At 70.2% G+C, this 18,000-nt stretch carries 20 protein-coding genes; 8 read left to right on the top strand and 12 right to left on the bottom strand.

Annotation, left to right across the window (positions count from 1 at the left end; all coding sequences use genetic code 11):
* Positions 1–146 precede the first annotated feature (146 nt).
* Positions 147–704 (top strand): PEP-CTERM sorting domain-containing protein, encoded by a 558-nt coding sequence (locus ALA01S_RS26440; protein WP_066342286.1) that lies wholly within the window; start codon positions 147–149, stop codon positions 702–704.
* A gap of 37 nt (positions 705–741) precedes the next feature.
* Here ALA01S_RS26440 and ALA01S_RS26435 read toward each other — a convergent pair whose 3' ends face one another.
* The 11 genes from ALA01S_RS26435 to ALA01S_RS26385 form a co-directional block, all read right to left on the bottom strand.
* Positions 742–1,749, bottom strand: coding sequence for a tripartite tricarboxylate transporter substrate binding protein (locus ALA01S_RS26435; protein WP_066342285.1), 1,008 nt, complete (start codon positions 1,747–1,749; stop codon positions 742–744).
* Positions 1,740–2,471 (bottom strand): hypothetical protein, encoded by a 732-nt coding sequence (locus tag ALA01S_RS26430; protein WP_066342284.1) that lies wholly within the window; start codon positions 2,469–2,471, stop codon positions 1,740–1,742. The genes ALA01S_RS26435 and ALA01S_RS26430 overlap by 10 nt, the downstream gene beginning before the upstream one ends.
* A complete protein-coding gene (locus tag ALA01S_RS26425; protein ID WP_066342283.1) occupies positions 2,471–2,965 on the bottom strand; it encodes a hypothetical protein in 495 nt (164 codons plus the stop codon). The genes ALA01S_RS26430 and ALA01S_RS26425 overlap by 1 nt, the downstream gene beginning before the upstream one ends.
* On the bottom strand, positions 2,962–3,570 hold the full coding sequence (locus ALA01S_RS26420; protein WP_066342282.1) for a DUF2135 domain-containing protein: 609 nt from the start codon (positions 3,568–3,570) through the stop codon (positions 2,962–2,964). The genes ALA01S_RS26425 and ALA01S_RS26420 overlap by 4 nt, the downstream gene beginning before the upstream one ends.
* A gap of 9 nt (positions 3,571–3,579) precedes the next feature.
* Positions 3,580–4,290: a MotA/TolQ/ExbB proton channel family protein gene (locus tag ALA01S_RS26415; RefSeq protein ID WP_238455958.1), complete on the bottom strand. Its 711-nt coding sequence runs from the start codon at positions 4,288–4,290 to the stop codon at positions 3,580–3,582.
* A gap of 6 nt (positions 4,291–4,296) precedes the next feature.
* Positions 4,297–5,079, bottom strand: a complete 783-nt coding sequence (gene pedC, locus ALA01S_RS26410; RefSeq protein WP_066342290.1) for a lanthanide ABC transporter permease protein PedC — start codon at positions 5,077–5,079, stop codon at positions 4,297–4,299.
* A 50-nt stretch (positions 5,080–5,129) separates the two neighbouring features.
* On the bottom strand, positions 5,130–6,299 hold the full coding sequence (locus tag ALA01S_RS26405; RefSeq protein ID WP_066342281.1) for a type 1 periplasmic-binding domain-containing protein: 1,170 nt from the start codon (positions 6,297–6,299) through the stop codon (positions 5,130–5,132).
* Positions 6,296–7,243 carry a PQQ-dependent catabolism-associated beta-propeller protein gene (locus ALA01S_RS26400; protein WP_066342289.1) on the bottom strand — a complete coding sequence of 316 codons (948 nt, stop codon included), beginning with the start codon at positions 7,241–7,243 and terminating at the stop codon, positions 6,296–6,298. The genes ALA01S_RS26405 and ALA01S_RS26400 overlap by 4 nt, the downstream gene beginning before the upstream one ends.
* Before the next feature lie 111 nt (positions 7,244–7,354).
* Positions 7,355–8,080, bottom strand: a complete 726-nt coding sequence (gene pedB / locus ALA01S_RS26395) for a lanthanide ABC transporter ATP-binding protein PedB/LutE (RefSeq protein ID WP_066342288.1) — start codon at positions 8,078–8,080, stop codon at positions 7,355–7,357.
* 50 nt (positions 8,081–8,130) lie between these two features.
* Entirely contained in the window at positions 8,131–8,796 is a 666-nt protein-coding gene (locus ALA01S_RS26390) for an MBL fold metallo-hydrolase (protein WP_066342280.1), read from the bottom strand.
* A 240-nt stretch (positions 8,797–9,036) separates the two neighbouring features.
* Positions 9,037–11,283 carry a sigma-54-dependent Fis family transcriptional regulator gene (locus ALA01S_RS26385; RefSeq protein WP_066342279.1) on the bottom strand — a complete coding sequence of 749 codons (2,247 nt, stop codon included), beginning with the start codon at positions 11,281–11,283 and terminating at the stop codon, positions 9,037–9,039.
* A 274-nt stretch (positions 11,284–11,557) separates the two neighbouring features.
* On the opposite strand from ALA01S_RS26385, the gene pedF reads away from it, so the two are divergent.
* From pedF to ALA01S_RS26350, 7 genes are all read left to right on the top strand, one after another.
* Positions 11,558–12,034, top strand: coding sequence for a cytochrome c-550 PedF (gene pedF, locus ALA01S_RS26380; protein ID WP_066342278.1), 477 nt, complete (start codon positions 11,558–11,560; stop codon positions 12,032–12,034).
* An 11-nt stretch (positions 12,035–12,045) separates the two neighbouring features.
* Positions 12,046–12,882 carry a substrate-binding periplasmic protein gene (locus ALA01S_RS26375; protein WP_174548662.1) on the top strand — a complete coding sequence of 279 codons (837 nt, stop codon included), beginning with the start codon at positions 12,046–12,048 and terminating at the stop codon, positions 12,880–12,882.
* 249 nt (positions 12,883–13,131) lie between these two features.
* Positions 13,132–13,608: a 4Fe-4S dicluster domain-containing protein gene (locus ALA01S_RS26370; RefSeq protein ID WP_066342276.1), complete on the top strand. Its 477-nt coding sequence runs from the start codon at positions 13,132–13,134 to the stop codon at positions 13,606–13,608.
* A 21-nt stretch (positions 13,609–13,629) separates the two neighbouring features.
* Positions 13,630–15,477, top strand: coding sequence for an aldehyde ferredoxin oxidoreductase family protein (locus ALA01S_RS26365; RefSeq protein ID WP_066342275.1), 1,848 nt, complete (start codon positions 13,630–13,632; stop codon positions 15,475–15,477).
* A gap of 80 nt (positions 15,478–15,557) precedes the next feature.
* A complete protein-coding gene (locus ALA01S_RS26360; RefSeq protein ID WP_066342287.1) occupies positions 15,558–16,841 on the top strand; it encodes an NAD(P)/FAD-dependent oxidoreductase in 1,284 nt (427 codons plus the stop codon).
* Between the two features lie 42 nt (positions 16,842–16,883).
* Positions 16,884–17,138, top strand: a complete 255-nt coding sequence (gene thiS / locus ALA01S_RS26355; RefSeq protein WP_066342274.1) for a sulfur carrier protein ThiS — start codon at positions 16,884–16,886, stop codon at positions 17,136–17,138.
* Between the two features lie 11 nt (positions 17,139–17,149).
* Positions 17,150–17,446, top strand: a complete 297-nt coding sequence (locus ALA01S_RS26350; protein ID WP_066342273.1) for a hypothetical protein — start codon at positions 17,150–17,152, stop codon at positions 17,444–17,446.
* Positions 17,447–17,523: 77 nt separating this feature from the next.
* Here ALA01S_RS26350 and ALA01S_RS26345 read toward each other — a convergent pair.
* Positions 17,524–18,000: methyl-accepting chemotaxis protein (locus tag ALA01S_RS26345; protein WP_238455957.1), on the bottom strand; the 477-nt coding region annotated here is incomplete at its 5' end.

Below are 18,000 nucleotides of genomic sequence, written 5' to 3'. Positions count from 1 at the left end.
AGTCCCGGCGGCGGTAGGGCGCCGCTGCCCCATGGGACCATGGGACTTGGGTCCTGGGCGAAAATCCCCATTCGTGTGGATGTGTGAAAGCTTTTGTGAGTTATGCATGATGGCTTTTCACAACTACATGAACGTGGGAGGGCGTCGTGAAGAAGTCTTTGCTGGTGCCGGCACTGGCCCTGGTGACCGCGGCAAGCGCCTGGGCCAGTCCGCTGACGGGCAGCCAGATCCGCCTGGAGTACCGCGTCGGCACGATCTCCAGCAGCCCGTACCCCACGGGCGGCAACGGCGACTACCTGGTGGGCGCGGGCGTGGAAGTCGCCGACGTGGCCGACGGGGCCGCCACCATGGACATCTCGGATGACCGCATCGTCATCCGCTTTCGCTACACCAACGCCTTTGGCTTGGGCGACTCGGCAGGACCCTTCCAGTTCAACGGCTGGGTGCTGTCCGACGTGCTGGGGCAGGTGGACGCCTTCAGCGCCGTCAGCGTGGACATGGCCGCCACGACGCTGGCCGACTTCAGCCCGGTGCAGTTGAGCTTCAACGCCAACGCCATCACCGTGAACTGGAAGGGGCTGAACTTCGAGGAAGGCCAGCAACTGGTGCTCGATCTGCGCACCAACCCTGTCCCGGAGCCGGGCGGCCTGCCGCTGATGCTCGCGGGGCTGCTGGGCATTGCCCTGGTCCGGCTCAAGCGCTGATGCGTCCCGGCGGCCCGCCCAGGCCGCCCGGCCTGGCTCAACTGCCCTTGGCCAGGCCCAGCTTCTCCACGGCGCGCCGCTCGGCGGCGTAGGTCTCGCGCATGCTGCGCGCGTAGTCCTCGGGGCCCAGGTAGGCCAGCTCCTGGTCGTACTTGGCCAGCTCCGCGACGTGCTGCGGGTCGAACATGGCAGCCTTGAACGCGTCGTGCAGCACCTGCACCACGGGCCTGGGCAGGCCGCGCGGCCCGGCCAGCCCGTAGGGCGACATGGCCACGATGCCGTAGCCCAGCTCCTTGAGCGTGGGCACCTGCGGCCAGCGCCGCGTGCGGTGCTCGCCGAAGGTGGCCAGCAGGCGCAGCTTGCCGCCGTCCACGAAGGGAGCGAAGCCGTTGGAGGTCACGCCCGCCATGAGCTGCCCCGAAGAGACGGCAATCATCTGCTCGGCCACGCCCTTGTAAGGCACGTGCACCCACTGCACGCCGCGCTGGCCGCAGAGGTCGTCCATCACCAGGTGCGGCGTGGTGCCCGTGCCGTTGGTGGCGATGGTCAGCTCGCCCGGGTGCGCGTGGCCCCAGGTGAACAGGTCTTCCAGCGAACGGAAGGGGCTGTTGGCGGGCACCACGATGCCGAAGGTCACGCCGCTGACCTGGATGATGGGCGTGGTGTCGCGTATCGGGTCCCAGGCGACCTTTTGTATCCAGGGCGCGCGGAACACCGGCTGCGGCAGTTGGGCGATGGTGTAGCCGTCCGGCTGGGCCTGCTGCAGCACCGGCATGGCCAGGGTGCCGCCGGCGCCGCCGCGGTTTTCTGTCAGCACCTTCTGCCCAAGCTGGCGGCCGGCCAGCTCGGCCAGCAGCCGCATGGTCAGGTCCGTGGCGCCGCCGGCGGCCCAAGGCACCCACAGCGTCACCGGGCGGCTGGGAAAGCGGTCCGGCGGCTGCGCCAGCACGGCGGCACTGGCCGCGCCGGCCATGGGCCCAAGCAGCGTGCCGGCGATGCGGCGCAGGGCTCCGCGGCGGCCGGTGGAATCTTGATTCATTGCCATGACAACAGCTCCATGGTCAGGGTGCCGCCGAGCAGCATGGGCGAGCCCGCGCTCTCCTCACGCTGCAGTTTCACCAGGCCCACTGCGGGGCAGTACCACTCGGTGGTGAGCAGCGGCAGGTCCTTCCAGCCGCTGACCGGATCGGCAAAGAGCTTCAAGGCCGCCTTGCCCCCGACGCGCAGGCAGCCCTCGAAATGCCCGGCGCGCGTGTCCACGGCCTGGCCCGTCGCCTCGATGGCGTAGTTCATGAGCACCGGGGCCACGCCGTGGCGCACCTCGGCGGGAAAGCCCTGGCGGCGCTGCAGCAGGTAGGCCACGGTGGAGGCCGCCCACTGCGTGCCCACCGCCAGCGGCGCCTTGAGCACGTAGCGGCGCGTGTCGTCGTCCTGCGGCTCGGCCTGCACCAGGCTGCGGCTGGCCACGCGGTAGATGCCCGACTCGTCGGTGCGCAGCCAGTAGTCCATGCCGGCGTCGCTGCGGCGCAGCCAGGCCTGGCCGCTGGCCAGGGTGTCGTCGCGGCCCAGGGATTCGAAGACGCGCGTTTCGCGCTCCACGCGCTGGTCTTCCCAGTCGGTGCGCACTTCGTAGGTCCAGCGGTGGCCGGATTCCAGCGGGAAGAGGTCGGCCCCGGGCGAGCGCGCGCCGCAGCCGGCCAGCAGCGCCAGCGCGGCAGCGGCCAGCGCGGCGTGCAAGGCGTTGGAGGAGGGGGCTGGCGCGCGCATCACTTCTCCGGCAGTTGCGGTGCGGGAATGTCGCGGATGGTGATGCGCTGCTCGTCGCTGCCCGGGCGCAGCCACGACACGCCGCCCTTGCCCGCGCGCGGCTCGGCGCTGCCGATCTGGCTCACGCCCTGGCGCACCTTCTTCATGCCCTCGTCCAGCAGCGCGTGCAGGTCCTTGGCGTAGGCCAGCTTGTAGGCGCGCGGCTGGCGTGCGGGCTTGCCGTTGTCCAGCGCGTTGACCCACACGTACAGCGCGCCGGGCGTGGTCTTGCCCGGCTCCTCGATCACGGCGGCCAGCAGCACGAATTTCTCCGGCAGGGGGTCCGCGTTGGGCCAGCCCGCCAGGCCGTGGGCCGTGTCGTCGGCGAAGAAGTAGAAGACCGTCACCGCCGCCACCAGCAGCCCCTTGAGCCAGGCGGGCCAGCGCGACCACACCAGCGCCAGCGTGCACAGCAGCACCAGCACCACGAGGGAAAGAATCAGGGCGAGCGTCATATCCGTTGGACCAGGGTCTTGGGCAGGGTGTTCACGTTGGAGACGTTGCCGTCTGGGGTCACGGTGAAGCGCACGGCCGTGGCCTCGTCGCCCTTGCGGGCGAGCTGGACCTGTCCGTAGAACACCACGTCGGCACGGGGATTGACCTTGATGACGGAGACGGTCACTTCCACCGGCTTGCCGTTCTTGGACTCGTAGTAGTGGACGTTGACGGTGAACTCGCCGGGCTCTATGCCGCGCAGCGTCACCACTTCCTGGTTGAGCGGGTTGACCACCTGCTTGCCGTTGACGATGACCACGTCGTTGGACATGCCGCGGTCGTCACGGTCCAGGTGCATGAGCCCGGCCTCGCGGGCGCGGAACCACACCATCTCGCCGGCCGGGTCCTGCACCCAGGTGTCGATGTCGTTGGGGTCCATGTCCGGCCAGGACACGTTGATGATGAATTCGGCCTTGGCCGGGATGTCGCCCGTCTTGAGCGCCTTCGGGTTCATCGCCAGCAGCGCCACGATGAAGCAGAAGACGAAGGCGATGAGCATGTTGAACAACATGTCATAGAAGGGGTCGACCTCGGCTTCGCGGGCCGTGCGGCGGCGGCTGCGCATGGCGGGGCCTTACTGCCGGGCCGTGGCGGCGCCGGTGTCGCCCTGGGCCAGGCCCGCGCGCTGGACGTCGGCCACCAGCGCGTCGGCGTAGCGGTCCAGCCGCGTGAGCTGCAGGCCCAGCAGGATGTTGCCCACCAGGCCCACCATGGTCGTGAGCAGCGCCACGCCCAGGCCCGTGGTGAGCTGGCGCAGCAGCTCCTGCGACTGCGTCGGGTCGAAGTTCTGCAGCTTGCCGATCTGCAGCGCCAGGATGGAAAAGCCGATCACCTTGCCCAGCAGGCCCAGCTTGAGCTGTATGCCGTTGACCCACCACGCCGTGCCGTGCGGGCCGTGCGTGCGCTCCAGCAGCAAGTCCATGGGTGCGCCGCTGTCCGTGGGTTGGGAGCGCAGCGCCTGCAGGTACTCCGCCGCCCAGCCCGCGCCGCGCGGGCCCTGCGCCAGCGCCGCGCGCTCGCGCTGCAGCACGCGGGTGCGCGTGCCGCACCACAGCGACGCGGTGAAGAACACCGCGATGATCACGAGCGTCAGCCCGGTCGGGTCGGCCGACAGCAGCAGCGCCCACACGCCGCGCACGCCCAGCAGCCAGGTGGCGAAGGCCAGCAGCCCGGCCAGCGCCAGCCACTCGAAGGCCAGCGGCTCCACCGACGTGGCGGCGTCGGCCCTGGCGCCGCCGCGGCGCGGGGCGGCCAGGCCGGAGAGGAAGGGGATGCGCACGGCCACGCTCGCTCACCCGCGCTTGGTCAGGGCGCCGAAGCCGCGCTGCGGGTCATAGCCCCAGCTCGCGACCAGGAAGCACAGGGCCAGCGTGCCCAGGACGATCCAGGGCGAGATGCCCGCGTCCTTGCCGTACACCGCAAAGCGCATCCACTCCACCGCGTGCGTGAACGGGTTGAAGCGGGCGATCTGGTACACCCACTCGGCGCCGGACTCCTCCAGCTTCCACAGCGGGTACAGCGCCGTGGACATGAAGTACATGGGGAAGATGACGAAGTTCATCGTCCCGGCGAAGTTCTCCAGCTGCTTGATGTGCACCGACAGCAGCAGGCCCAGGGCGCCCAGCATCAGCGCGCCGCACACCGCCGCCAGCAGCACGGGCCCCAGATGCTCCAGCACCGGCAATTCCGTGCCCAGCAGTGCCGCGACGATGACGAAGGCCGCCGCCTGCGCCAGCGACAGCACGGCCGTGGCCATGAGCTTGGACAGCAGGATCCACGGCCGCGGCAGCGGCGCGGTCAGCAGCAGCCGCATCAGGCCCATCTCGCGGTCGTAGACCATGGCCAGGCTGGACTGCATGCCGTTGAACAGCAGCACCATGCCCACCAGGCCCGGCGCGATGTAGACGTCGTAGGGGATATAGCTGTCGTAGGGCTCGACCACCGCCACGCCGAACACGTTGCGAAAGCCCGCGGCGAACACCGCCAGCCACAGCAGCGGCCGCACCAGCGCCGACACCAGGCGCCCGGACTGCCGGGAGAATTTCAAGAGCTCGCGCCACACGATGGCGCGCATGGCCAGCAGCGCGTGCGCCACCACGCCCAAGCGCTCGCGGCCTGCGGAGGTCAGGGTCGGACTTTGCACAGCTTCTCCGGAGCATCGGCACCCAGGGTGTCGAGCACGTTCTTGGGATGGAGCACGCCTTCGATCGGCGCGGTGGAGATCACGCCCTGCCCGTCGGTGAGCAGCAGCGGCTGGCGCAACTGGCCGTCCCAGGGGCGAAAGCTCATCACCACGCCCTTGGAGCCGTCCACGCTGCCCTCGGCCAGCGCCTTCTCGAAGTTGGCCTGCGGCCCCTTGGGGGCGGCCACGGCCGCGGCCACCAGGGCTTTGCCCGCCATCCAGGCCGCCCAATCGGCGCCCGTCATGGGCCGGTTGGCGGCCTTCTGGAAGCGGCGCGAGACCTGCGGCGCGCCGAAGCGCTCGAACTGCGCATGCCAGGCCACGGGCACCAGGCCGCCGTCGCCCACCACGGGGCGCGGCAGCGCGGTGCGGTAGGGCAGCGTGCGGGCGAACTCGCCGTCGCTGTCCACCACCCACACGGCGTCGTAGGCGACGCCGCCGGTGAGCAGCAGCGGGTTGGCCAGGTTGCGCTCGCGCGGGTCGGCCGAGAGCTTGAAGGGCTTCACCGCCGCGAGCTTCAGGCCGTAGCGCTTGATGGCGGCCTGCGCCACGGCGCTGCGCTCGGCGTCCAGCGGCGAGGGGCCGGTGAGCAGCAGCACCTGCGGCCACTTGCGCGCGGCCAGGGTCTGCGCCAGGGCGTCGGCGCGCATGCGCTCGCTGGGCGCCAGGTGCAGGAGCTTGGGCCGGCAGTCGGGGCCGCGCAGCCGGTCGTCGGCCGCGCCCAGGTTGAGCACGGGGCGCTGCACGGCGTCGGCCACGGCCAGCGTCGCTGCGGCGTCCAGGTCGGTCAGCAGCACGGCGGCGCCGGCTTTTTCCGCCTTCTGCGCCGCGGCGCGGGCGGCGGCGGCATCGGCCACCGGCACGGTGTCCACGGTGATGGCGGTGCCCGCGGCGTCGAGCTCGAAGGCGGCTTCCTTGAGGGCGACGCCCAGGCCGTCGCCGGCCGGCCCGCCCGGGTGGCCCAGGTAGGCGCGCTCGACGCGGTTGCGCTCCAGGCGGGCGTCGTCGGCGCGCACCAGCAGCGTGACCTTGTACGGCGCGGCCTGCGCGGTGGCGGCGGCCAGCAGCGCCGCGGCGGCGGCCAGCAGGGAAAGGGGCGGGCGCAACCTCATTCGACGATCACCGACATGTAGGGCACGCGGCCCACGGGCACGCTCTTGAGCGCCTTGGCGCCGGCCACGTCCACGATGGTCACGTCGTCGCTCAGGCCGTTGGTGACGACCAGGCGGCTGTCGTCCTTGGTGGTGGCCACGTGCCAGGCGCGGCGGCCCACCAGCACCGTCTTGACCAGCTTGCGGCTGGCCACGTCCACGAAGCCGACGTGGTTGGCGCGGCCCATGCCGACGAAGAGCGTCTTGCCGTCGCGCGCCATGGCCACGCCCACGGGCGTGATGTCCTCGGCGCGCGCGCCCTTGAGCTCCAGCGGCACGGTGGCGAGCACGCTGTGGTCCTTGGTGTTGATGACGCTGAGCGAGGCGCCGAGCTCGTTGCTCACCCACAGTTGCGCCCCGTCGGGGCTGAAGGCCATGCGGCGCGGGCGCTTGCCCACGGCAATGTTCTTGACGAGCTTGCCGCTGGCCGCATCGATGACGTGGACCATGTTGGCCACCTCGGAGGTCACATACACCAGCTTGCCGTCCGGCGAGGTCTTCACGCCCTCGGGCTCCTTGCCCACGGGCACGGCGGCGATCTTCTTGCCGGTGGCCGCGTCCAGGGTCTGCAGCTCGCCCTCGTCCTCCGCCGACACGTACAGCGCCTTGCCGTCGGCCGAGAAGTCGAAGGCCTCGGGGTCGTCGCCCAAGGGAATGCGGGCGACGGACTTGCGCGTGGCCACGTCGATGATGTCGGCCTCGCTGGAGTCGCCGCAGGCCACATACAGCCGCTTGCCGCCCGGCGCGAGCTGCATGTGGCGCGGGCGCTTGCAGGTGTTGATGACGCCGGCAACGGCCTGCGTCTGCAGGTCCACCAGCGTGATGGCATGGTCCTTCTCGCTGGAAACCCAGGCGGTTTGGGCCGAAGCCCCCGCGGCGGCCAGCGCCATCAGGCTGGCCAGCATCAGCTTGGTCACGTTCTTGTCTCCTTGTACCTATGGAGCCTCTTGAGCGGGCTGGTCAGGGCGGATCGCGCCGGTGCGTTGGGCTTTGGGCTGCCGGCCGCAGCCGTGGATTCAGGCCGTGGCCTTCACGAAAGCCTCTTCGAGCGATCCGCCGCCCAGTTGTTGCGTCACCGCGGCCGGCGTGCCGTCGGCCAGCAGCACGCCCTTGTGCAGCACCAGCACGCGGTCGGCGGCCTCGGCCTCTTCGACCAGGTGCGTGGCCCACAGCACGGTGCTGCCGCGCGCGGCCACGTCGGCGCGTATGGCGGCCAGCAGGTCGCGGCGCGACTTGGGGTCCAGGCCCACGGTGGGCTCGTCCATCAGGATGAGCCCCGGGCGGTGCAGCAGCGCGCGCGCGAGTTCCACCTTGCGCCGGTTGCCGCCGGAGAGCTCGCGCACGGCGCGCTGCATGTCCTTGGTGAGGCCGAAGGTCTCGGCGGTCTGCTCGATGCGCTCTCGCGTGAGGGCCGAGGGCAGGCCGTGCAGTTGCGCATGGAACTGCAGGTTGCGCTTCACGCTCAGGTCCAGGTCCAGCGACATCTGCTGGAACACCACGCCTATGCGCGCCAGCGCCTGGCGGGTGTGGCGGCCGAAGGACAGCCCGTCGATTTCCACCGTGCCCGCGTCGGCCGCGAACAGCCCCGTGAGCAGCTGGAACAGCGTGGACTTGCCTGCGCCGTTGGGCCCAAGCAGCGCGACGAAGCTGCGCGGGGCCAGTTGCAGGTCCAGCGACTTGAGCGCCACGCGCTCGCCGTAGCGCTTGTGCAGCCCGGCCAGGCGCAGCCGCGGCGCGGCCATGCCGTCGGCCGGCAGCGAGGTGGTGGTGGGGGAGGTCAGCGGCAGGCTGCTCAAAGTTCGATCTCCATGCCGTCGAAGGCCAGCTCCATGCCCTGGCTGCAAAGTGAGGGTGCGGGCGCGGGTGCGGCCGGGTGCAGCAGCACGCGGCGCGCGGCGTCGTCGCCGGGGCGTGCCGCGCCGCAGTCGCCCAGCAGCAGGCAATCGGCGCCATGGTTGGGCGGCAGCGGCCAGGGGCCGGGCCAGTAGAGCAGGCGGCGGCCGTCGCGCACGTCCTCGACTTCCAGGGCCAGCGTGGCGCCGGGGGCATGCTCGTCGCCGGCGGCAAAGGCCGTGAAGCGCAGCCCGGGCAGGGCCTCGATGCGGAAGGACGCCGCGGCGCTGTCGCCGGCCACGGGCAGCAGGTGCCAGCGCACGCCGCAGCAGCGGTCCACGACCTGCAGCAGCGGCAGCTCCGTGGTCAGCGTCTCGAACACGGCCGGCGTCGCGTAGAGCTCCACCGGCGGGCCCTCGCGCAGGCCCAGCAGGCCGGCGACATGGTCCATTTGGGCGTCCATGAGCACCACGCCCGCCAGCGGCTGCGCCTGCAGTTGCGGGTGGCGCTGGAGTTGGCGCTCCAGGTCGGTCGGGGCGTTGAGCAGCACCCAGCGGCTGCCATCGGACAGCGCGGCGGCGCGCGCGGCGCTGCCCTCGGCGCCGAGCAGCAGCAGCTTCATCATGCGGCGGCGCTGCGGGCCAGCGCGGCGCGGATGAGGTTGATCATCGGCACGGGGGTGTCTCCTTGTGATCCGGGACTGTTGGGGGAGCCAGGCCTGGACTGGTTTTGAAGCCGAATCGCAAGACCCGTGCCGTGGTCTATTTATCGCGATTGCGGCCCAAAAAGGCCTTGCGGCCCAGGGTGTTTGTGGCGGCCTGAAGCAACGCCGCTTCAGGCTGACACAGTGCAAACCCTGGAGCGTTCAGGAAACGTCACTCTCCGGTCGATTCCAGCGCAGTTTGCGGTAGATGGTGTTGCGGCTGATGCCCAAGCGCTTGGAGGCTTCGGAGATGTTGCCGCCGGCGGCGTCCAGCGCGGCCTGGATCATGGTGATTTCCTGCTCGTGCAGCGTGCGAGCGCTGGGCGGCTGGCCCGGCAGGGCCGCAGCCGGCGTGCCCGCCATGGGAGTGGCCGGCAGGCTGCCCAGGACCGTGCCGGCAGGGTAGCCGCCGGGGTAGCCGGCGCCGGCATAGGCCGCCGCGGGCGGCACGGCGCTGCCCGGCGCGGCAAAGGGCGCGGCCGCCGGGCCGGCCGGCATGGCCACCGGCTGCGCCATGGCCGGCTGCGCCTGTGCCTGTGCCTGCGCCGCCGCCGCCGCGGCCAGCGCGGCGGCCTGCTGTTGCTGCGCCAGACGGCGCACGTCTTCCAGGAAATCGTCCGAAAGATGGGCCTGCGTGATCTGCGGTTCGCCGGCGGCCATGACGGCGGCGGTGCGCAGCACGTTGGCGAGCTGGCGGATGTTGCCCGGCCAGTCGCAGCGCTGGAACAGCGCCATCACCTCGGCGCTGATGCGCGGCGCGCCCTGCGGGCATTCGTTGGCCAGGATGCGCTGCGCCACCAGCGACAAGTCGCTGCGCTCGCGCAGCGGCGGCAGCCGCAGCACCAGGCCGTTCAGGCGGTAGTACAGGTCTTCGCGGAACTCGCCGCGCTGGATCATCTCGCGCAGGTTGCGGTGCGTGGCGCCGATGACGGCGATGTCCACCGCGATGGACTTGCCGCTGCCCAGCGGCGTGACGCAGCGCTCCTGCAGCACGCGCAGCAGCCGCGCCTGCAGCGGCAGCGGCATGTCGCCGATTTCGTCCAGGAACAGCGTGCCGCCGTTGGCCTGCACGATGCGGCCGGTGGCCCCCTTGCGCCGCGCGCCGGTGAAGGCGCCTTCCTCGTAGCCGAAGAGCTCGGCCTCGATCAGCGACTCGGGGATGCTGGCGCAGTTGACGGCCACGAAGGGCTGCTTGGAGCGGTTGGACTCTTGGTGCACGGCATGGGCCAGCAGCTCCTTGCCCGTGCCCGTCTCGCCCAGGATGAGCAGCGGGATGTCGCGGTTGATGATGCGGCGGGCCTTCTGCACCACGGCCTCGATCTGCACGTCGCCGGTCTGCAAGTAGGCCAGCCCGGTGGGCAGCGGGCCGCTGGGGGCCTGCGGCGGCGCCGCCACGCCGGGCTGCGCGAACACCTGCGTGGCGCCGGGCGGCTGCGGCTGGGCCTGCGGCGGCTGCGGCGTCAACACCAGCGGCGCCGATTCCGCGGACTGCGGCCCGGGCGGCATGAAGGCCAGGGTCGCCCAATCCATGCGTGCGTTGGCCAGGAACTGGCGCCCGTCGGCCAGCATGAGCTTCATGGGCAGCGCCAGGGGGCTGCGGAAGTGGTCCACGAGGGCGGCCACGGTGGTGCCGAACAGCGAGGTGAGCGTCTGGTTGCGCAGCGCCACGCCGGAGAGGCCCAGCTGGTCCAGCGCGCTGCGGTTGGCGCCCTGGAGCTTGCCGTCCGCGCCCACCACCACGATGCCTTCGAGCAGCGTGCCGATGAATTCCGGGCGGCTGTGGAAGTGCAGCCGCAGCCGGTTGGCGCAGTGGTCGTTGAGCCAGTGGTTCTCGATCATGCGCGCCGACATGCGCACCAGCCCCATGGTGTGCTGGTGGTAGGCGCGGTGGTCGCCGCTGACGTCCAGCACGCCCAGCATGTTGCCGCGCGGGTCGAAGATGGGCGCGGCCGAGCAGGTGAGGAACTGGTTGGCGTGCATGAAGTGCTCTTCGGCATGCACGAGGGTGGGCCGCTCGGCGAACAGCGCCGTGCCTATGGCGTTGGTGCCCTTGGAGTGCTCGGCCCAATTCACGCCCGGCGACAGCGCCACCTTGCCCGCGCGCGTGACGAACTCCTCGTCGCCCACGCTGTGCAGGATGGTGCCGTGCGCATCGGTGAGCACGATCATGCTTTGCGTGCCGGCGATCTGCTCCAGCAGCAGCTCCATCACCGGCGCGGCGTGCGTGTGCAGCTTGCGATTGCGCTCGCGCGCGTCGTTGAGGTCGCTGCGCATGAGCGGCTCATAGTCTGGCCGCTCTATGCGCGTGAGGCCCAGCGCAGTGCAGCGCTCGTGCGACTCCTTGATCAGGTCGACGTGGGCTGCGGGACCGTCCGGCGGCGCCGCGATGCTGCTGCGGTGGATCGACATGGGTGCTACGTCTCCGAGGCCGTACTTCTGGAACACGGCCATTTGTGGGGCCGCGGGGGCTGTGGGCTTGTCACAGGCCAACGCGGCATTGTTTCATTCTTGAGCAGGCACGCTTCAGCGGGCGCAATGCTGGAGCAATCGACCCCTGCTGTCCACCCGGCTTACCCGAATCCTTACCAAGCTCCGAGCGACAAAAGTCACGTCGGCCGGCTTGTGGCATGGGCCTTGCAAAAGTCCGGCCCGTTCCGAGTCACAACCCCCAGGAGACAAACACATGCGTTCCATCACTCGTTTCCCTTCACGCCTGCTGGCCCTGCTGGCCGGCGTGCTGGTGGCCGGTGCCGCCATGGCCCATGGCGACGTTACGCCGCAGGCGGTGGACACCCATGAGCTGCCGCAACTGGGCGAGGGTTGGCGTGACGAGAACCCGTTCCGCGGCAACGACAAGGCCATCAAGATCGGCACCTCCGCCTACAACCAGAACTGCGCGCGCTGCCACGGCCTGGAAGCCATCTCCGGCGGCATCGCCCCGGACCTGCGCAAGCTCGACAACGAGTGCGCCACGCAGAAGGTCGACGCCAAGAAGGCTTCCTGCACCAAGGAAGTCGATGACTACTTCATCAACACCGTGCGCCACGGCCGCACCCGCAACGGCGCCGTGTACATGCCTCCCTTCGAAGGCACGCTGAACCAGGAAGCCATCTGGTCCATCAAGGCCTACCTGGAAACCCGCCGCGAGCGGCCGCTGTGAGCATGAAGGCCATGCAGTCCCCGCGGCGCCGCGCGGTGCTGCGCGCGCTGGCCGGCGCCGGCGCCCTGGGCCTGGGCCTGCCGCTGTCGGCCACGCCGCTGGACAAGATCAAGTCCCGCGGCTCGCTGGTGGTGGGCATCTACGAGGACATGCCGCCGTTCCACGACGCGGGCAAGGGCATCGACGTGGAGCTGGCCCAAGCGCTGGCGCAGGCCCTGGGCGTCACGCTCTCGCTGCTGCCGTTCCCGGCCGGCGAGGCCATGAACGACGACCTGCGCAACATGGTCTGGAAGGGCCACTACCTGGGCTACGGCCCCGCCGACGTGCTGCTGCACGTGCCGGTGGACCGGCCGCTGATGCAGGAGAACCCGCAGGTCAGCATCTTCGGCCCCTACTGGCGCGAGCGCGTGGCCGTGGCGCGCCGCCTGGACGCGCTGCCCAAGCTGGAGAGCCTGTCCGACCTGGGCAAGGCCCAGGTGGCGGTGCCGGGCCTGTCGCTGGCGGGCTGGCTGCTCATAGGCGCCGACGGCGGCGCCTACAAGGAGCAGCTGCACACCAAGCTCAAGGACGGCGTGGAAGCGGCCAAGTCGCTGCAGCGCGGCGAGGTGCAGGCCGCCGCCGGGCTGCTGTCGGAGCTGCAGGCCGTGCTGCGTGGCGACGAGCGCTTTGCCATCGAGCCGCTGCCCAGCCCCCGCGCGCCGCGCGAAGGCTGGGCCGTGGGCATGGCCGTCAAGAAGGACGCCACCGAGCTCGCGCAGGCGCTGCAGGGCGCCCTCAACGACCTCTCCAAGGGCGGACAGCTCGGCGCCATGTTCGAGCACCACAACGTCAGCTGGCGCCCCGTGTAGCAATCTGGAGCAATAGGCCTCGCCTCTCTGGGGTTTAACCCATGTAGGCGGGGTCCTCTTGCGCAAGCAACATAGGTATGCAAGTGCATAGGGGCTGCCAAGCCCGGCCGTCCGGCAAAAACACGCTTTCCTTGGTGTGTATCGGCCGGACGATTTCTTAGGCGCTCAACATAGGCAGTGCAGTGCATAGGGTTCCGGTCCCGGCGCCGACGGCCGCGGGACGGAGATCCAAACGGAAGGGAAAAGCTCATGCAGAAGTCGCTTCACATCAACCCGGACAAGTGCACCGGCTGTCTCCAGTGCGAGATGGCGTGCAGCTTCGAGAACTACGCCACCTTCGCGCCGGCCAAGTCGCGCATCAAGGTTTTCGACTTTCACCACACGGGGCGCAAGGTGCCGTACACCTGCACGCAGTGCGACGAGGCCTGGTGCCTGCATGCCTGCCCGGTGGAGGCCATCACCATTAATGCGCTCACGGGCGCCAAGGTCGTGAGCGAGACGACCTGCGTGGGCTGCAAGGTCTGCACCATCAGCTGCCCCTTCGGCACCATCAACTACGTGCAGGAAACCGGCAAGGTCCAGAAGTGCGACCTCTGCGGCGGCGACCCCGCCTGCGCCACCGCCTGCCCCACCGGTGCCATCACCTACGTGGACGCCAACTGGACCGGCCTCGGGAAGATGGCCGCTTGGGCCGAGAAGCTCGGCAACCCGTCCACCGCGGCCTGAAACGAATCTGAGGAGCAGCACATGTCCTGGGCAGGAAAAATCCTTCGCGTCAACCTCACTGAAGGCACCGTCAAGTCCGAGCCGCTGAAGATGGAGTGGACGCGCGACTATCTGGGCTCGCGCGGCCTGGCCACCAAGTACTTCGTCGAGGAAGTCGACGCCAAGGTGGACCCGCTGTCGGCCGACAACAAGATCATCTGGGCCACCGGCCCGCTCACCGGCACCATGGCCTCCACGGGTGGGCGCTACACCGTCGTCACCAAGGGGCCGCTCACCGGCGCCATCGCCTGCTCCAACTCCGGCGGCTACTGGGGCTCCGAGCTCAAGTTCGCGGGCTGGGACATGGTGATCTTCGAGGGTGCGTCGGCCAAGCCCGTGTACCTCTACATCGAGAACGACAAGGCCGAGCTGCGCGACGCCTCGCACCTGTGGGGCCACAGCGTCTGGGAGACGGAAGAGACGCTCAAGAAGCTGCACCAGGACCCGCTGCTGCGCATCAGCACCATCGGCCTGGCCGGTGAGAACCAGGTGCTGTTCTCGTGCATCGTCAACGACCTGCACCGCGCCGCCGGCCGCTCCGGCGTGGGCGCCGTGATGGGCAGCAAGAACCTCAAGGCCGTGGCCGTGCGCGGCACCAAGGGCGTGGGCAACGTGGCCAACCCCAAGGAGTTCATGAAGGTCACCTTCGAGAAGAAGAAGATCCTGGCCGAGAACGCCGTCACGGGCCAGGGCCTGCCGACCTACGGCACCCAGGTGCTGATGAACGTCATCAACGAGATCGGCGCGCTGCCCACCAACAACCACCGCGACATCCAGTTCGACGGCGCCAAGGACATCTCGGCCGAAGCCATGGCCACGCCGCGGGCCACCGACGGCAAGAAGCACCTGGTGACCAACCAGGCCTGCTTCGGCTGCACCATCGCGTGCGGGCGCATCTCCAAGATGGACGAGACCCACTTCTCGGTGAAGAACAAGCCCGAGTACTGGGGCGCGTCCGGCGGCCTGGAATACGAGGCGGCCTGGGCCCTGGGCGCCAACAACGGCGTCAACGACCTGGAGGCGCTGCAGTACGCCAACTTGCTGTGCAACGAGCAGGGCATGGACCCCATCAGCTTCGGCGCCACCGTCAGCGCCGTGATGGAGCTCTACGAGATGGGCATCCTCACCGCCGAGCACATCGGCACCGAGGCCCCGTTCGGCTCGGCCAAGGCGCTGTGCGAGCTGGCCGAGATGACGGCCAAGGGCGTGGGCTTCGGCAAGGAGCTGGGCCTGGGCTCCGCGCGGCTGACCGCCAAGTACGGCCATCCCGAGCTGAGCATGAGCGTCAAGGGCCAGGAGTTCCCGGCCTACGACAGCCGCGGCATCCAGGGCATGGGCCTGACCTACGCCACCAGCAACCGCGGCGCGTGCCACCTGCGCTCGTACACGGTCGCCTCCGAGGTGCTGGGCATCCCCGTCAAGACCGATCCGCTGACCGCCGAGGGCAAGCCGGAGCTGGTCAAGGCCTTCCAGGACGCCACCGCCGCCTTCGACGCCGCGGGCATCTGCATCTTCACCAGCTTCGCCTGGACGCTGGCCGACGTGCAGCCGCAAGTCGCGGCCGCCTGCGGCGAGGAGTTCACGCTGGAGAAGATGAACGAGATCGGCGAGCGCATCTGGAACATGGAGCGCGACTTCAACAACCGCGCCGGCTTCACCGCCAAGGACGACACGCTGCCTCCGCGCCTGCTGACCGAGCCGGCCAAGACGGGCCCGGCCAAGGGCATGGTCAACAAGCTGCCCGAGATGCTGCCCAAGTACTACGAAATCCGTGGCTGGGACACCGAAGGTCGCCTGAAGTCGGACACCCGGGAGCGCCTGGGCCTGTAAGGCCCGCCTTCGGGTATCGCTGACACAAGAACGGCAATGAAGGCGGTCCTGGGCCGCCTTCACTTTTTTTGGAGCTGTCCATGCTGACTCATCTGATCCTCGGCGCCGGCCCGGCCGGCGTCATTGCCGCGGAAACCATTCGCAAGCATGCGCCGCACGACCGCATCCTCATGGTGGGCGACGAGGTGGAGCCGCCGTATTCGCGCATGGCGATTCCCTACCTGCTGGTGGGCCGCATCGAGGAGCCCGGCACCCACCTGCGCCACGGCGCCGACCACTACGAGCGCCTGCGCATCGACCTCAAGCGCGGCGTGCGCGCCAAGGCCGTGGACACCAAGGCGCGCAAGGTCCACTTCGACGACGGCACCGACATCCAGTACGACCGGCTGCTGATCGCCACCGGCTCCAGCCCCGTGCAGCCGCCCGTGCCCGGCATCAACAGCCCCGGTGTGCACACCTGCTGGACGCTGGCGGACGCCCGCGCCATCGCCGCGCGCGCCCAGCCCGGCGCGCGCGTGGTGCAGGTGGGTGCCGGCTTCATCGGCTGCATCATCATGGAGGCGCTGGCCCTGCGCGGCGTGAAGCTCAGCGTGGTGGAAACCGGCGACCGCATGGTGCCGCGCATGATGGGCCCAACCGCCGGCGGCATGATCCGCCAGTGGGTGCAGTCCAAGGGCGTGGACGTGCACACCGGCGCGCGCGTGCAGGCCATAGAACCCATGGGCTCCGCACTGCGCGTGAAGCTCTCCAACGGCGAGATGCTGGAGGCGGACCTCGTCATCAGCGCCACCGGCGTGCGGCCCAACATCGGCTTCCTGTGGGGCAGTGGCGTGAAGTGCCTGCAGGGCGTGCTCACCGACGAGCACCTGCAGACCAGCGTGCCCGGCGTCTATGCCGCGGGCGACTGCGCCGAGGCGTTCGACCGCGTCAGCGGCCGCACCATCGTCAGCGCCATACAGCCCAACGCCGCCGAGCAGGCCCGCGTGGCCGCGCTCAACATGGTGGGCCAGAAGGCCTACCTCAACGGCGTCACGCAGATCAACGTGCTCGACACGCTGGGCCTGATCTCCACGAGCTTCGGCAACTGGCAGGGCGTGCCCGGCGGCCAGAGCGCCGAGCTGGTGGACCAGGAAAGCGGCAAGGCGCTGAGCCTGCAGTTCGACGGCGAGCTGCTGGTGGGTTGCAACAGCGTGGGCTGGACGCAGCACGTGGGCGCCATGCGCGGCCTGGTCGAAGGCCAGGTGAAGCTCACGCCGCAGTGGAAGGAGCGCCTGATGCAGGACCCCACGCAGCTCGTCCCCGCCTACCTGGCCTGCGCGCAGGCGCAGGAGGCGCGCGGCCTGGGCAAGCAGCAGGCGCATTGACGGCCGGGTCGGCCGCCGCGGTCCCGGGCAACATTTCGACCCATGCACATCACCTTCAAGCTGTACGCCAGCCTCACCGAGTACCTGCCTCCCGAGGCGCGCCGCGGCAACGCCGTGCAACTGGAGCTGCCTGAGGGCAGCACTGTGGCGCAGGCCGTGGAGCCCTACGGCCTGCCCATGAACCTGGTGCACCTGGTGCTGGTCAATGGCACCTTCGTCCCGGCCGAGCAGCGCGCCACGCGTGCGCTGGTCGAGGGCGACGTGCTGGCCATCTGGCCGCCCATCGCGGGCGGCTGAAGCCGGTGCGCATGTCGAGCTGCCCCGCCGAGTTCGAGCGGGAGATGGGCTGCACCCCGGCGGAGCTGTCCCACTGGCTGCCCGGCGCGGCGGCGCCTTGCCCGGTGTCGCCGCGCGCCGATGGCGCCGACGTCGCGGTGGGGGGCGGCCAATTGCGGCTGCGCTGGCAGGCGCTGCCGCCGCGGCGCATCGCGCTGCTGAGCGTGCCGCGGCTGCGGCTGCGCTTTGCCTTCGAGGGCGTGGACGAGCCGGCGCGGCTGCGCTTCATGCAGCGCTTTGATCTCTACACGCAGCGCGGCGGCGGCTGAAAGGCCGGTGCAGGCTCGAACGCCGCAGTGGCAGCCCGGCCCCGTGGTGCCGGCGTGCCCGCGTGCGCTTGCGTGCGTCAGGCCGCGATGCGCTGCTGGGCCTGGCCGCGGCCCTGCAGCCGCGTGGGCGCCGCGGGGGGCTCCTGCGCGGGCGGCTGGCCGAACGTGGCCGCGTTGGTGAGCCCGGTGCGGAAGATGCGCACCGAGTCCGCCACCATCTCCGCCTGGCGGTGCAGCGACGTCGCGGCCGAGGACAGCTCCTCCACCATCTCCGCGTTGCGCTGCGTCACGTCGTCGAGCTCGTTGACGGCGGCGTTGACCAGCTCCACGCCCTGGGCCTGTTCCTGCGCGGAGCGGCTCATGTCGGTGATGAGGCTGAACACCCGCTCCACGGCCTGCGCGCTTTGGTAGACGGTGCGGCCCGTGGCCTCGGCCAGCGCGTTGCCGGCCTCCACGCGCTCCGTGGCGTTGGCGATCAGGTCCTTGATCTCGCGTGCCGCTTCCGAAGTCTTTTGCGCCAGGGCGCGCACCTCGCTGGCCACCACGGCGAAGCC

This window comes from Azohydromonas lata NBRC 102462 (assembly GCF_001571085.1).
In the GTDB taxonomy this organism is placed as follows: Bacteria; Pseudomonadota; Gammaproteobacteria; order Burkholderiales; family Burkholderiaceae_C; genus Azohydromonas; species Azohydromonas lata.
The sequence above is the reverse complement of the archived record's forward strand: the minus strand, read 5'-3'. Positions and strand labels throughout refer to the sequence as shown.

Coding starts and splice junctions, on each gene's coding strand:
- ALA01S_RS26435 (WP_066342285.1), bottom strand. CDS start 1,749: ATGGCAATGAATCAAGATTCCACCGGCCGCCGCGGAGCCCTGCGCCGC.
- ALA01S_RS26430 (WP_066342284.1), bottom strand. CDS start 2,471: ATGCGCGCGCCAGCCCCCTCCTCCAACGCCTTGCACGCCGCGCTGGCC.
- ALA01S_RS26425 (WP_066342283.1), bottom strand. CDS start 2,965: ATGACGCTCGCCCTGATTCTTTCCCTCGTGGTGCTGGTGCTGCTGTGC.
- ALA01S_RS26420 (WP_066342282.1), bottom strand. CDS start 3,570: ATGCGCAGCCGCCGCCGCACGGCCCGCGAAGCCGAGGTCGACCCCTTC.
- pedC (WP_066342290.1), bottom strand. CDS start 5,079: ATGCGCGCCATCGTGTGGCGCGAGCTCTTGAAATTCTCCCGGCAGTCC.
- ALA01S_RS26405 (WP_066342281.1), bottom strand. CDS start 6,299: ATGAGGTTGCGCCCGCCCCTTTCCCTGCTGGCCGCCGCCGCGGCGCTG.
- ALA01S_RS26400 (WP_066342289.1), bottom strand. CDS start 7,243: ATGCTGGCCAGCCTGATGGCGCTGGCCGCCGCGGGGGCTTCGGCCCAA.
- pedB (WP_066342288.1), bottom strand. CDS start 8,080: ATGGCCGCGCCGCGGCTGCGCCTGGCCGGGCTGCACAAGCGCTACGGC.
- ALA01S_RS26390 (WP_066342280.1), bottom strand. CDS start 8,796: ATGATGAAGCTGCTGCTGCTCGGCGCCGAGGGCAGCGCCGCGCGCGCC.
- ALA01S_RS26385 (WP_066342279.1), bottom strand. CDS start 11,283: ATGTCGATCCACCGCAGCAGCATCGCGGCGCCGCCGGACGGTCCCGCA.
- pedF (WP_066342278.1), top strand. CDS start 11,558: ATGCGTTCCATCACTCGTTTCCCTTCACGCCTGCTGGCCCTGCTGGCC.
- ALA01S_RS26375 (WP_174548662.1), top strand. CDS start 12,046: ATGCAGTCCCCGCGGCGCCGCGCGGTGCTGCGCGCGCTGGCCGGCGCC.
- ALA01S_RS26370 (WP_066342276.1), top strand. CDS start 13,132: ATGCAGAAGTCGCTTCACATCAACCCGGACAAGTGCACCGGCTGTCTC.
- ALA01S_RS26365 (WP_066342275.1), top strand. CDS start 13,630: ATGTCCTGGGCAGGAAAAATCCTTCGCGTCAACCTCACTGAAGGCACC.
- ALA01S_RS26360 (WP_066342287.1), top strand. CDS start 15,558: ATGCTGACTCATCTGATCCTCGGCGCCGGCCCGGCCGGCGTCATTGCC.
- thiS (WP_066342274.1), top strand. CDS start 16,884: ATGCACATCACCTTCAAGCTGTACGCCAGCCTCACCGAGTACCTGCCT.
- ALA01S_RS26350 (WP_066342273.1), top strand. CDS start 17,150: ATGTCGAGCTGCCCCGCCGAGTTCGAGCGGGAGATGGGCTGCACCCCG.